This window comes from Streptomyces sp. NPDC059009 (genome assembly GCF_042740175.1).
Classification (GTDB): domain Bacteria; phylum Actinomycetota; class Actinomycetes; order Streptomycetales; family Streptomycetaceae; genus Streptomyces.
The window spans coordinates 160,862-173,448 of record NZ_JBHYJB010000005.1 but is presented as its reverse complement, the minus strand read 5'-3'; the positions used below and the strand labels follow the sequence as shown (position 1 = coordinate 173,448).

Here is a 12,587-nt window from a genome sequence, read left to right as displayed (position 1 = left end):
CTCTCAGGGGCGCGCCTTCTCCAGGGTCTCAGCGACGACAGGCACGTCCCGATGCTTGGCGAGTCGCTGCACGACGGGAGCGAGCCGTTCCCGCGGACGTACGGAAGCCACTCCGGCGCAGAAGTCCAGCGCCCGGCCGGCAACCTGCGCGGACTGTTCGACTTCTCCGGCTGTCAGGTAGGAGTCGGCCAGCCATGACAGGTAGAGGCTCTTGTCGCGCGCGTGGGTGTCGTCGTACGCGGCGAGAGCCGACTCCAGAACCGGGACGGCGCGCAACGGGCGCCGCAACTCGGTCCAGCATCGACCGCTCATAATCTGCAACTCGTTGTGGTCGACCCATGCCGCCCAGTCCGGCTGGGGAGTGTCGTCAACCTCGGCGAGAGCGGACGCGGCGGAATCGAGCGCACGTTCCGTCTCGGTCGCGAGTCCGGCGACGGCGTATGCCCATGCGAGCCGCTCATGCAGAAGCGCTCGCACACCTGGTGGCGCGTCTGGGCCCGCCGTGGCGCACGAGCGGGTGGCGGTCTCGATGCCGGCCCGTCGGTCGCCGTTGACCCTCTGGTAGGACAGGAACGCGAGCGCGTTGCCCGCGAGTGCCCTGTCCCTCGCCTCCGTCGCTGCCTCGTGGCTGGCCTCGTACAGACCGCGTGCGGTGGCGTGCTTGCCGCAGTCGAAGGCAGCCCAACCGGCTTGCTGCGCTTGTTCAGCGAGGACGGAGAACAGCGCTCGGCCCGTTTCCTCGCTGTACGCGGAGTCGTGCATCAGTGACTTCGTGGCCTGGTACTCGCCGACGTAGACGCGGTACGTGTCGCCTCCTCCGAGCACATCATCAAGGCGCCGCAGTCTGGCTGTACGTTCGCGTAGTTGTCCAGGGACTTCGCTGCCGATCCGGCGCCCTGTGTGAGGGCGTGTCAGGTCGGGTAACGCGACGGCGAGCCCAGCCCCTGCCGATGTCTTGAAGAACCCCCTGCGCCGCACTTCGTCTCCCTCTCGGTCTGTGGCGGTGGCGTCTGCAGGCGCGGGGAGTGCGCGGCGAGCTGATACCTCCCACTCACGGGGAGCGAGACCGAGCAACCCCCCGGGGATGCGCAGCGCATCAGCGATCCGCGTGACCTTCTCGAACGTCGTCACGCTGCCGATACCGCGTGCCAGCGCCCCGATGCGTTCCGGCTTGATGTCGCACTCGGCCGCGATCTTCGAGTAACTGATCCCTGCCTCACTGCGCGCGAGACGGAATACCGTGCCGAAGTCGTGAGCCGCGAGCGCGGCCCTCATCTCCGCGTGATCCAAGAGTCCGCGCGGCAGCGCGGTCGGCGGTACATAACCGGTCATGAAGTGCCCCGTCGCGCCTGCTGGTGACAGTGTTTCGCACTGGTCTGAATCTCAGCCTACCCATGGTGGGGATACCCGTGGGTGGGAAGTCAACGGCGCTATTGGCGCCGACAGTTGGATCGATCAGACCCCCGCAACCGTGCGACCGGTCCGGGGGCGTGGCCACCAACTACATGGGAGTTGACGACATGCCGCACTGTATCGCCCGCATCCTTGAGCCGCTGTGGCGGTTCCTCATCCCCGCCTCTGTGCGTCACCAGAGCACCGAGAGAGCCCCGTCCGTGCCGCCGTCCGATCAGGTGACTCGGCGCCAGGAGGCGGGGCGACAGCGGGAGCGGCGGCGCGTGCTCGTGCTCGCCATGTACGGGATCGATGCCGGGCCGCGCTGGACTCATGCCGTGGAGGTGGGCGCATGACCAGTGGACCTGCCCAGAGCAGGACGGCGCGACTGTTGCCGTGGCAGACGGCGGACGGCAAATCGTGCTTCCTGTCCACCGATGGCACCGGCTACGTGTCCCGCCTCGCGGACAACGTGGAGAGCGTCCAGCTCGGCATGGGCGCTGATCTCCTCGGCCACGCGGCCGATCTGTTGGACAACCCGAAGACCGGGGCCGGTGAACTCCACTTCCTGGCCGCCCGGTTGACTGAAGCGCTGAGGGATGTGCTGCGGGTCGCGGAGAGTCGGGGCGCCCGTCTGCCTCGGCCGGACGCCGACCTGGACGGCACCGACGACGGGCCTGACGCTGACGCGGACGACTACCTGGATGGAGACGGCGACGGGCCGCAGCTTCCGGCCGAGGCGTTCGGATGAGCGTTGGCAAGGGGACGGCGCGCGCTCGGTACCGGTTCGCCGAATGGCGGCTCTCGGCCATGCCGACGATGGCAGTGCGCCACTTCGGCAAGTGCCTTACGTGCGGGGAACGATCGGCGGACACGGCTGACGCCGACGTCGCGCAGGTGTGGTGCCTCAGGCACGCGGGACTGACCCGCCACAGCGGCTACGAGTTGTCGGCGTTCCAGTACTTCAACGCCTCAATGACCGATCCGGCGGTGATCGGCATCCCGCCGACGCAGGACGAGGCGGGATGGGACGGCTGTTGCCAGTAAGGCCCTGCGGCCTCCGCTCGCCACGAAGGGACGGCGCCTTGTGTGCAGGCGCTGCCCCCAGTGCAGGGCCTCGGGAACCCTGCCCCTCCGTCTCCCCTTCTATCGATCCTCATCGAAGATAATCATGTGCGTGGGCGGCTGGCCTGGCGCTGCTGAAGGTCTCCTGAACTCGCCTTCCACCAGGGCTGGTTGAAGAGCTTGGTATACGCTCAGAACGCGCTCGTCGTGATACTCCGCGTACGTTGGGGTGGCTTGCAGGAAGTAGGAGCCGCAAGGGAGCTCCGCCACCTCGACGAACGCCCCAGAGTTCCGCAGGGAGCCGCTTCCGCCCAAGGCTCTGACCACATCGGCCGACGCAACCGTAAGCCATGAGTAACCTCGCAGCATGGAAGCCCAGTTCGGCGTATTCCTCCATGGGGCCGGGCCGCGCAGGAATCGTTCATGTTCGGTGGATCTGTCAGGGCGGTCGTACGAGGTGTGCCCGAACACGACATTGAATTCCCTGCAGGCCCACTCCATGACACCTAGCAGTCGCTCGTGTTCAATGGCCGCCGTGCTCGAATCGACGAGCTTCACCTCGTCGACGAAGTACGACAGCATCACATACTCGGGAAGGTCCTCATCGAAAGTGACAGCGAGCCTGATCAAGGAATCGCTGATCTCGCCACTGTCAGAGTATCTGCCCACATCCATGCCTGCGGACTCCGGACGCTTGGTTAGTGACTCCCTCAGCCACTCCAAAGCCCTCGATGTGAATGGGTTATACAGAACGTTCAAGCTCTCTACGGGCGCGACGGAGAGGTACCCCCAAAGGTCGCCTGCCTCTCGACGGGATGCCACATCGGAGACGCTGTCGAACCCGACTTTAGATACGGGACGATCGTGTGTGAGCTGGTCGAGTTCCTGCTGGACAGATGCGACCTGCGCGCCTTGAGTAAGCCATCGATACGCAGTCTCACAAAGCTGACCGAAGTCCTGGGAATGAACGGTAAGTTCGAGTACGAGGCCATGGCTCAGGTCCGACTTTCCCGAGTAACTTGAATTCACCGCAACCCTCAGATTGGTGGAACGGACGGAGGTAGTTCCGCTGTGGGTGCTGGCCAGAGTGGCCAGCACCCACAATCAGGCTCTCTATCCTCGCATGTCGAACGGATCCGTGGCTAGCCTCCCGAGCATGTAGAGTGCCCCAGCGCCAATAGCGCCCCAGGCAATGCTCTTTCTTTGCGCAGGACTGGGTTTCCAAGCCTCAACTGTGAGCGGAAGCGGGAGAGTGACGGGTTCATATCCTCTCGGCGGCTTACTTCGCTGAGGTATTTTTCGCGTCCACCACCCGACAACTCCCTCATACTTGCTACCTGTACGAGGAGATCCAGCTCTGGACCGGGTTGATTCGGATACAACTTGCTGCTTGGTATCCAGTGGATCTGGTGTGGCTACCTGTGGTAGCTCCCAACCGCGCTGTACAGTTCGTTCGAACGGATTCTTTCGCTCGGTCTTGCGCAAGGCGTTTATGTATCGATCCAGTTGCTTTGGTCCGTCCTCCTCCGCCTTCTTTACCGACTTCATTTCCTAGACGTAGATGTCATCGTCGAAGATCACCACGATGTCGGCGTACCCGTTGGTGCCCTTCTTCGGTCCAGCGCCAGGAATCTTGTACTCGGTGAGGACCTGGACATCAGGGTTTGGAGCCAATGTGGCCCGCAAGTACGTGGCCGTGGCGGCCACTGCGGTGTCGTGACGTATTCGGTCTGCGGCTATGTCCTTTCCGAGGCGCCCTTTCCGCTGAGTGACCTGGTATCCGCCGTCATCGTTCTTCGAGCAGCTGACCCCCGGCTGGAGGCAGCCGTCCGGGATATGGCCGTCGACCTCAATGAGAGTGGTGGGATTGCCTCCGCTGAAGGCGTACCGGTTTCCTGTCAGAGGGTCGGCACCCAGCTCCATGTCCGCAAGAGCCCCGTTGTACATATCCCGCGTCAAGAACCGATTGAGCCCCGGGCTGTAATCCCGGAACCCCATGTCATACGTCCCCGAAGCCGCGTCCCACCGCTTCGAGTTGAAGCGGTACGGGTTGTACGACTCCTTCGTCGGGTCCGTCGCGGTCGGCTTGTCGATGCCCGTGAAGTCGGCGGCGTCGTTCGAGCCGTACGCCGAATACCCATACGTGGCCTTTGCGTTGCCGTCCTTGTCCGTGAGCGTCTCGACGTCGGTGTGGCTGTTGTAGCCGTAGTACGTGTCCTCGGCCTTGCCGTCCGCGGCCTGTTTGATCTGCGACAGGCGCTCGCCCCAGGGGCTGTACTGGTACGACTTCGTCAGCTTGCCCGCGACCTCCTCGCCCAGGACCTCGCCCGACATACCCAGGTAGGTGTAGTCCGTCGTCTTGCCGGCCGAGTCCGTCCGTGACTGCGTGCGGTCCAGGGGGTCGTAGGCGTACCTCGTCGCCTTCATGGCGCCGGATGAATCCGCCTTGTCGTGCTGCTTCACGCGGTCGAAGCCGTCGTACGTGTTGCGCTCGATGACCTTGCCGCCGGACGTCACCGACTCCTGGCGGCCGAACGGGTCGTAGGTGTACGTGGCCGTCGCGCCGCCCGACGTCGCCTTCAGGAGGCGGTTGCGGTCGTAGCCGTACGTCGTCGACTTGCCCTTGACCGTCTGCGAGATGACGTTCGCGTTGTCGTCGTGCACGTAGGTTTCCGTGCCCGCACCGTCGCCCGTCCGCGTCGACTTCGACAGGCGGTCCACCGGGTCGTACGCGTAATCCGTCGTCGAGGACAGGTACTTGGACGTGTCGTCGGCGTTCATCTTCTTCGCCACGTCCTGCGCCTTGTTGCCGTTGGCGTCGTACGCGTAGGAGTGCGAGGAGACGAGCGTCGTGCCGTTCGGCTTCTTCTCCGACTGGGACTTGAGCGCGCCGTCCAGGTAGTAGGCGTAGTCGACCGTGTTCTTGTTGGCCTTGGTCTCGGTCTTCTTCTCGCCGCGCCAGGTGTAGTCGTACGACGTCACCTTCGGTGAGGCGTCCGACGACGACTTGCCGATCGAGACCGTCTTCACCAACTCACGCAGGTCGTACGTGTACTTGGAGAACTGGTCGGGGTGCGTCAGCGTCTCCGGCTGGCCGTTCGCGTCGTAGGTGTAGGAGGTGGATTTCCGCTCCTGGCCCGCCAGGGCCTCCACGACCTTCTCCACCTGGTTCAGGCCCGTGTACGAGATCGTGTACGCGTCGACCTTCGTGCCCGTCGACTTGTCGTCGATCGACGTCAGGTTGCCGTTGACGTCATAGGCGTACGCGAACTTCTTGCGCTCGGTGTCCGCGTCCGCGGAGTTGTCGCGGACCAGCTTCACCTTCTCGGCGGGAGCCGGTGCCTTGAGCGTGGTCGTCTCGTCGCGCTTGTAGGTGTCCTTGTCGAGCTTGACCCAGCCCTTGCCGTCCTTCGGATAGTCCGCGTACGCCGTGTACGAGCCGGACTTGGGGATCGGGAGCTTCCAGGAGCCGTCCGCACGCTGCTGGGACTTGTCCCCGAGGACCTCGCTGCGGCCCACCGGAATGCCGTCGTCATCAAGGGACTTGAGCTTGCCGTCCGGGAAGTAGTCCCAGCGCATCGTCCGGCTCGACGAACCCGCCGCCGAGGTGAGCTGGCGCGCCTTCTGCTGGCCCAGGTCCGTGTAGTCGTACGTCGTCGTGATGTTCCACGCGTCCTTCGACGACTTCACCATGCCGTTGTCGAAGTAGTCGTAGGTCGTGTCGTTGCGGGTCTGTTCGCCCTCCGACGGGGGTGCCGACACCGTCTTGGTGCGGCCCGCCGCGTCGTACGTCGTCTTTGTCCAGACCTTCTTGTTGTAGCGGGCGTCCTTCGGGTCGTACGGCTGGATCTGCAGGTCCGGGCGGTTCAGGGCGTCGTACGTCGTCTCCGCCACGAACGCGTCGGGACGGTCCGCCGCCACCGAACGCGGCGTGAACACCTTGATCCGGTTGCCGACCTCGTCGTAGCCGAACTTGGTGGTGCGGAGCTTCGTGCCCTCGTGCGGCACCTCCACCACCGCGAGCTTGCCGCGCTCGTCGTAGTGGTTCTTGGTGGTGTTCTCCTCCTGGTCCGTCGTGGAGACGACCAGAGAGTCCTTGTCGTAGGACTGCTTGACCGTGCGGCCCGTCGCGTCCGCGACCGCCACCACACGGTGGTTCATGTCGTAGTCGGTCTTGGTCGTGTAGTCGTCGGGGTCGGTCGATTCGTTCTTCTTCGGGTCTATGACGCGGACCGGGTTGCCAACGCCGTCGTAGACGTAACTGACCTTGTCCTTGGCGGCGTTGGTGACCGATGTCAGCTGGTAGATCTCGTCGTAGGTGTTCGTCGTGACGTAGTCGTCCGGGTCGGAGGGCGTCGCCACGCCCTTCGGCTCCGTGGTCGTACGTACGTGTAGACCGACTTCCGCTCGGCCGATGTCGCCGTGTCCTTGGGGGCTGTTGCCTCCGTGACCTGGTCCGCCTTGTCGTACGTCGCCTTCGACACCGCGCCGTTCGGTGCCGTCGACACCGTGACGTTGTCGTTGGCGTCGTACTCGGGGGCCGGAGTCGTGATGTAGACGCCCGCTGACTGGTCCTTCGGGACCTTCGACACCAGGGGGCGGCCGAACGCGTCGTACGTCTGTGTCGTCTTCTTGTTCAGGGGGTCGAGGACCTCGGTGACCTGGCCCAGTTCGTCGTACGTCGTCTTCGACGTCTCGCTCAGGGCGTTCGTCGTCGTGCGCGGGTAGCCCGACGCCACGAAGTCCGAGTACAGGGTCGGATTGCCGTTGGCGTCCGTCGCCTTGGTGAGCTGGCCGTAGGCGTCGTAGTCGTACGAGGTGGTGTAGTCGCCGGACTCCGGCGAGGCGACGCCCTTCGGGTCCGTGACCGTCTTCAGGTTGCCCTTGGTGTCGTAGCCGAATTCCCAGGTGCGGTTCTCCGCCGAGGTCTTCTTGACCAGGTCGGTGGAGTAGCCGTCGGGGCGGGGCTTGTACTCGTAACGGGTGGCGTGGGGAGGGGACTTGCCGGGTGTTCCCGGTGCGCAGTCGGCCGCGCTCGGTACGCCCGCCTTGTTCTCCTCCGCCGAGCGCTCCCACAGCGGGTAGCCCGTCTCCGGGTCGTAGCAGTACGCCGTCTTCGCCCCGTTGTTCTCCTCCAGGAGCGTGACGTTGTTGTCGGCGTCCCATGTCAGCTTCGTGTACTGCGACTTGGCGTTCGTCACCTTCACTGGACGGTCGTTGTCGTCCGTCTCGTACGTCGACGTGTTCTTCTCGGCGTCCGTGACCTTCGTCTCGTCGCCGCCGCCCTCAGTGCGCTTCTTGTACGTGAAGTCCGTCGTCTCGCCGAGGCGGTCCGTGATCGTCTTCGTCGACCAGCGGTAGTCGGTGTCGGCCGTCACCGAGTAGCCGAGGCCGGTGCCGTTGCCGCGCGGGTCGGTGACCTTCGTCAGCTTCGCGTTCTTGGTGCCCTGCGCCGCGTCGTACGTGAACGTGAATTCCTTGGGCTGGGCCGAGCCGGCGCCGTCCGTGAGGCGGGCGAGGAGGCCCTTCGTCGTGTAGTGCAGGGCGACCTTGCGGCCCGAGACGTCCGTGACCGACTTGAGGTGGTCGTAGATCTTCGGGTTCCAGAGGTCGGTCCCGGAGACCTTCTCGCCCTGGTCGTCGATGTACTCGTACGTCTTGTCGCCCGCGCGGTAGTAGTCGAGCGTCAGCGTCGTACGGGCCGACGGGTCCTTGATCTGCGTGAGGAACTTGACGCGGCGGTTGCCGGAGTCGCGCAGCTCGTAGACGTACGTCTGTGTGTTGCCGTTCTTGTCGATGACCAGCCGCAGCGGTCCGGACGCCTGCGCCGACCAGCCGTTGCCGAGCTGGCTGTCCGAGGTGTCCTGCGCGTTGTACGTGAAGCGCGCGAAGGTGTTGATGCCGCGGCCCGGGTTGGCGAACGCGTTGTACGACCAAGTGGCGTTGCCGGAGCCGAGGTTGGACATCAGGCTGGAGCCCGCGCCGGTGTTCTTGCCGGTGTAGGTGTGCTGCTTCTCCAGGCCGAGGCGGTCCGCGGTCGGGTCCTCCACGGCGGTCTGCTGTGCCAGGCCGCCGATGCCGGGCTTCTGGGAGAGCCAGGTGTCGTCCGCCTTGTTGTGGACGTCCCAGGTGAGGGTGTAGCCCGCGCGGCGGTTGCCGTCGACGGACGGGGCCTTGACGGTGGCCTTGACGGTCGCGGATGCGCCGGGGGCGAGAGCCGGGATGTCGGTCTTGAGCTGGTTGGCGGTGGTCGTCGCGTCCGTGCCGTCCGGGTGCGCCCACCGGTAGGACAGTTCCCGCTCCCCGGCGGGCCAGGCCGTGGTCGTGGTGTTCGTGACCGTGACGTCCACCGGGTAGGTGTTGGCGGCGGTCAGGCGGGTGGGGGTGCGGGGCGCGTAGTAGGTGTCCCAGGGGGTGGGCTCGGCGGAGATGACGCGGAGTTCGGGGGTGACGACTCCCGGGGCGTTCGCCTCTGTGCTCGCCTTGGGCGCCTTGAGCAGGACACCCTTGTTGGCCTTCGGGTTCTTCACCTGATCCTTGCGAGGATGCCCCGGCTTTTACGCCGGGGAGGAATCGCATCGTGTCTGTGTGGCGCGGAGCGCCGTGGTATCCGGTCGGGCGCGGAGCGGCCATGGCTGCCACCCGCCACCACCCGTCGTCCCTCGGTGACGAACAGGCGTGCCTTCGGTCACTGGTTGGAGTGATGGGGGTGGGATTTCGGGTACGGGTGTGTGCTGCTCGTACGTACGGTCCCTCTGTGTGCGGTCCAGGGGTGTCGCACAGGTCTGTGGCCGGGAAGGGGGGGGGAGGCGTGTGGCGGTCAGGCAGGGCGTGGGGGAGGGGCATGTGCGGTACACCTTCCGGCTGCGTGTCTCGGCTCCGGCGCGGGCGGGGCTGGAGGAGGAGTGGGGGCGTTGTCGCTGGGTCTGGAATGAGAGTGTGGCCCGGTCCAAGGCTGCCTACGCGCACAACCGCGCGCACCCGGAGCAGGGGCAACAGACGTGTGGGCCGGGGCAGTTGGACCGGATGCTGACCGGGGCACGGGCGGTGACGCCGTGGCTGGCGGCGGGTTCGTCGGTGCCGCAGCAGCAGATCATCCGGGACTTCGGCAAGGCCCGCGCCAAAGCGATCAAGGGGAGCGGTTGCCGGTGGCACGGCGGGCGGGGATGCCGGGGTTCAAGTCCAAGCGGGAGACGCGGCTGAGTCTGAACTACACGCGGCGCGGGTTCCGGTTGAAGGACGGGCGGCTGCATCTGGCAGGCGGGATCGTGCTCACGGTGGTGTGGTCACGCCAGCTGCCCGCCGAGCCGTCCTCGGTGCGTGTCTACCAGGACAGTCTCGGTCACTTCTACGCCAGCTTCGTCGTGCCCGCGCCCGGTGTCCAACTGCCGCGGTCGGGACGGGTCCTCGGCGTCGACTGGGGTGTCGCCGAGCTGGCCACCACCACCTCGGACGCCCATGATCTGCCGCACCCGGAGCACGGGAAGAAGGTGCAGGCGAAGGTCTCGCGTTATGACCGGATGATGGCCCGCCGTAAACCGAAGAAGGGCCAGGCCGCATCCAAGGGTTACCGGGAAGCCAAGCGGCTGCGGGCGAAGGCGCACAAGAAGGCGGCCAGGCAGCGGCAGGACACCGGCTCTAAGTGGGCCAAGCAAGTCGTAGCTGTTCATGACGAGTTGGCGGTGGAGGACTTCCGTCCGAAGTTCCTGGCCAAGTCGACGATGGCCAGAAAGGCCGCGGACGCCGCCATCGGCGCCACCAAACAGGCCCTGGTGCACATGGCCTGCAAGCACGGGCGGATTGTGCACTTGGTGCACCCCGCGTACACCACGATGGACTGCGCGCAGTGCGGAGCGAGAGCCAAGCACGCCCTGCCGCTGGGTGAACGCACCTACACCTGCACCGCGTGCGGAGCCTCGTCCCCCAGGGACAAGAACTCCGCACGTGTGATGCTGATCAGGGCGGGTCTGGACCCTGCTGGTGCTGAGGGCGCAAGACCGGACGGAACGTTGTTCCGACCGGCAGCCTGAGCCAGGAATCTCCCCCTCGGGGAGGAGAGCATTCAACTACGAGGTGACGGGCACCGCCACCGCCGAGGCCGGTGTCGGGCTCCCGTGGAAGAAGACCGTCCGGGTTCCGCTCGGCAAGGAGCCGGTGGTCCGGGTCCAACTCGGGGCGGGCGGCGGGGAAGCGCGGTGCGCGCTCGCCGTGCGGGGTGAGCACCGGCAGCGCGCCACGGCGTACGGGGCGTACGGGAAGGCCGTGTGCAGTGGTGGGCGACTGCCTGTGGGGGAGCGCGCCGACGTGCGCCGCTGAAGTGCGCCATCGGACCTCAATAACTCTGCCCGGTATGGGAGGTACCGCCCCCTCTCCCCGCGTCCTTCCGGTCGACCCACACCGTCGATCGGAAGGACGCCCACGTGGCTCCCTCGTTACGCAGACGACTTCTCGTGCCCGTCATCGCGGGGAGCGCCGTCGCCGCGCTGATCCCGGCCGTGGCGGCCCAGGCGGCGTCCCAGACGGCGCCTCAAGCGGCAGGCCAGACAGGCAAGTTGGACCGTTACACCCACCAGACCCCGCAGTGGAAGCGCTGCTCACCGGACCAGCCCGCCAAGTTCCAGTGCGCGACCATCCAGGTCCCCCTCGACTACGGGGATCCGGACGGAAAGATAATCGACGTCGCGATATCCCGGATCAAGGCGAGCGACCCGGGCAAGCGGCGCGGCGTGCTGCTCATGAATCCAGGGGGGCCGGGCGGGCCCGGGCTCGATCTGCCGCTCGAAGGGGACGAGAGCCTGCCGAAGCCGGTGAAGGAGCGCTACGACCTCATCGGCTTCGACCCGCGCGGCATCGGCGAGAGCACGCCGCTCAGCTGCGGGATGAGCGCGGAGGACAAGGTGTGGCCGCGCCCGTTCCGGGACTTCGGGGCCAATGTCGCCTGGGCGAGGACCGTCGCCGACAAGTGCCGCGCCAAGGAGGGGGGCACGCTGCGGCACATCACGACCAACAACACCGCGCGCGACATGGACGTCATGCGTGCCGCCCTCGGCGAGCGGAAGATCTCCTACTTCGGCGTCTCGTACGGGACCGGGCTCGGCGCCGTCTACACCCAGCTGTTCCCGGACCGCGCCGACCGGTTCGTCCTGGACAGCTCCGTCGACCCGAAGCGGATGTGGCGCGAGATGTTCCGGATGTGGGGCCCGGAGGTCGAGCCCGCCTTCGCGCGCTGGTCGAAGTGGACGGCCGCGCGGGATGCCACGTACCACCTGGGGGCCACCCCCGCCGCGGTGTCGAAGACCTTCTGGGACATCGTCCGGCAGGCCGACCGCGAACCGATCGTGGTCGGTGACAGGAAGCTCGACGGGGCGCAGATCCGGGAGGGGCTGCGGGCCGAGTTCTTCACCGTCAAGTCCGCCGCCGAGCTCGTCGCCACGCTGAAGAAGGCCGCGGCCGGCGAGCCCGTCCCGTCGATACCGCAGGAGCCCGACGGCCCCGGCGACAACGGTGTCTCCGCGCTCTGGACCATCGTCTGCTCGGACACCGGCAGCTGGCCCCGCGATCCGGAGACCTACCGTCGCGACTCGGCCGCCGACGAACGCCGCTACCCGCTGTACGGCGACTTCGCGTCCGGTATCACCCCGTGCGCCTTCTGGGACAAGCCAGTTGAGGAAGTGGCGACCGTCGACAACCACGTCCGCACGCTCCTCGTACAGAACGAGTGGGACTCCCAGACCCCGCTCCGGGCCGCCCAGAGCATGCACCGCGCGCTCAAGGGCTCCCGGATGGTGACGGTCGACGAGGGCGAGGGCCACGGGGTCCTGTACGGACAGAACGAGCCGCAGAGCCCGTGTGCCAATGACGCCGCCACCCGGTACCTCGTCACCGGGCGCCTGCCCGGCAAGGACGTGACGTGCCATGCCGTGCCGGGGCAGGGGCGGGCCGACCGGAACGGGGTCCTGTGAGGTGAGGGAGCTCATGTAACCCGTATCGCTTGTCCGCGGCGGGGGGGGGGGGGCCCCGGGCGGGGGGGGCCCCCCCCCCCCGGGGGGGGGGGGGGGGGGGGGGGGCGGCCCCCAACCACCCCCAGCGCCCCCCGCCCCCCCCGGTGTTGGTCGCCGCGGGACCCGATG

General features: G+C 66.7%; 9 protein-coding genes and 1 pseudogene. 6 read left to right on the top strand and 4 right to left on the bottom strand.

Annotated features, from left to right (window positions below):
• Positions 1-3: 3 nt before the first annotated feature.
• Positions 4-1,332 (bottom strand): XRE family transcriptional regulator, encoded by a 1,329-nt coding sequence (locus ACFWYM_RS07185; RefSeq protein ID WP_384831249.1) that lies wholly within the window; start codon positions 1,330-1,332, stop codon positions 4-6.
• Between the two features lie 158 nt (positions 1,333-1,490).
• Between ACFWYM_RS07185 and ACFWYM_RS07180 the strand changes: the two genes are divergently transcribed.
• From ACFWYM_RS07180 to ACFWYM_RS07170, 3 genes are read left to right on the top strand one after another with little or no spacing between them, the layout of a single operon-like run.
• Positions 1,491-1,748 (top strand): hypothetical protein, encoded by a 258-nt coding sequence (locus ACFWYM_RS07180; protein ID WP_384831246.1) that lies wholly within the window; start codon positions 1,491-1,493, stop codon positions 1,746-1,748.
• Positions 1,745-2,143 (top strand): hypothetical protein, encoded by a 399-nt coding sequence (locus ACFWYM_RS07175; RefSeq protein ID WP_384831243.1) that lies wholly within the window; start codon positions 1,745-1,747, stop codon positions 2,141-2,143. The genes ACFWYM_RS07180 and ACFWYM_RS07175 overlap by 4 nt, the downstream gene beginning before the upstream one ends.
• Positions 2,140-2,439 carry a hypothetical protein gene (locus ACFWYM_RS07170; RefSeq protein ID WP_384831241.1) on the top strand — a complete coding sequence of 100 codons (300 nt, stop codon included), beginning with the start codon at positions 2,140-2,142 and terminating at the stop codon, positions 2,437-2,439. Before ACFWYM_RS07175 ends, ACFWYM_RS07170 begins: the two co-directional genes overlap by 4 nt.
• Positions 2,440-2,538: 99 nt before the next feature.
• On the opposite strand, the gene ACFWYM_RS07165 is transcribed toward ACFWYM_RS07170, so the two are convergent.
• The 3 genes from ACFWYM_RS07165 to ACFWYM_RS07155 all read right to left on the bottom strand — a co-directional run bounded on the left by ACFWYM_RS07165 (position 2,539) and on the right by ACFWYM_RS07155 (position 8,987).
• Positions 2,539-3,555: a hypothetical protein gene (locus tag ACFWYM_RS07165; RefSeq protein WP_384831238.1), complete on the bottom strand. Its 1,017-nt coding sequence runs from the start codon at positions 3,553-3,555 to the stop codon at positions 2,539-2,541.
• A gap of 453 nt (positions 3,556-4,008) precedes the next feature.
• On the bottom strand, positions 4,009-6,819 hold the full coding sequence (locus ACFWYM_RS07160) for an RHS repeat domain-containing protein (protein ID WP_384831235.1): 2,811 nt from the start codon (positions 6,817-6,819) through the stop codon (positions 4,009-4,011).
• Complete coding sequence (locus ACFWYM_RS07155; protein WP_384831232.1) at positions 6,753-8,987, bottom strand: hypothetical protein; 2,235 nt, start codon at positions 8,985-8,987, stop codon at positions 6,753-6,755. Before ACFWYM_RS07155 ends, ACFWYM_RS07160 begins: the two co-directional genes overlap by 67 nt.
• A gap of 496 nt (positions 8,988-9,483) precedes the next feature.
• On the opposite strand from ACFWYM_RS07155, the pseudogene ACFWYM_RS07150 reads away from it, so the two are divergent.
• The 3 genes and pseudogenes from ACFWYM_RS07150 to ACFWYM_RS07140 all read left to right on the top strand — a co-directional run bounded on the left by ACFWYM_RS07150 (position 9,484) and on the right by ACFWYM_RS07140 (position 12,419).
• Positions 9,484-10,487, top strand: a pseudogene (locus ACFWYM_RS07150) (RNA-guided endonuclease InsQ/TnpB family protein).
• 43 nt (positions 10,488-10,530) lie between these two features.
• On the top strand, positions 10,531-10,773 hold the full coding sequence (locus tag ACFWYM_RS07145) for a hypothetical protein (RefSeq protein WP_384831229.1): 243 nt from the start codon (positions 10,531-10,533) through the stop codon (positions 10,771-10,773).
• Positions 10,774-10,877: 104 nt separating this feature from the next.
• Positions 10,878-12,419, top strand: a complete 1,542-nt coding sequence (locus tag ACFWYM_RS07140; protein WP_384831226.1) for an alpha/beta hydrolase — start codon at positions 10,878-10,880, stop codon at positions 12,417-12,419.
• Positions 12,420-12,587: the final 168 nt, after the last annotated feature.

Coding starts and splice junctions, on each gene's coding strand:
- ACFWYM_RS07185 (WP_384831249.1), bottom strand. CDS start 1,332: ATGACCGGTTATGTACCGCCGACCGCGCTGCCGCGCGGACTCTTGGAT.
- ACFWYM_RS07170 (WP_384831241.1), top strand. CDS start 2,140: ATGAGCGTTGGCAAGGGGACGGCGCGCGCTCGGTACCGGTTCGCCGAA.
- ACFWYM_RS07175 (WP_384831243.1), top strand. CDS start 1,745: ATGACCAGTGGACCTGCCCAGAGCAGGACGGCGCGACTGTTGCCGTGG.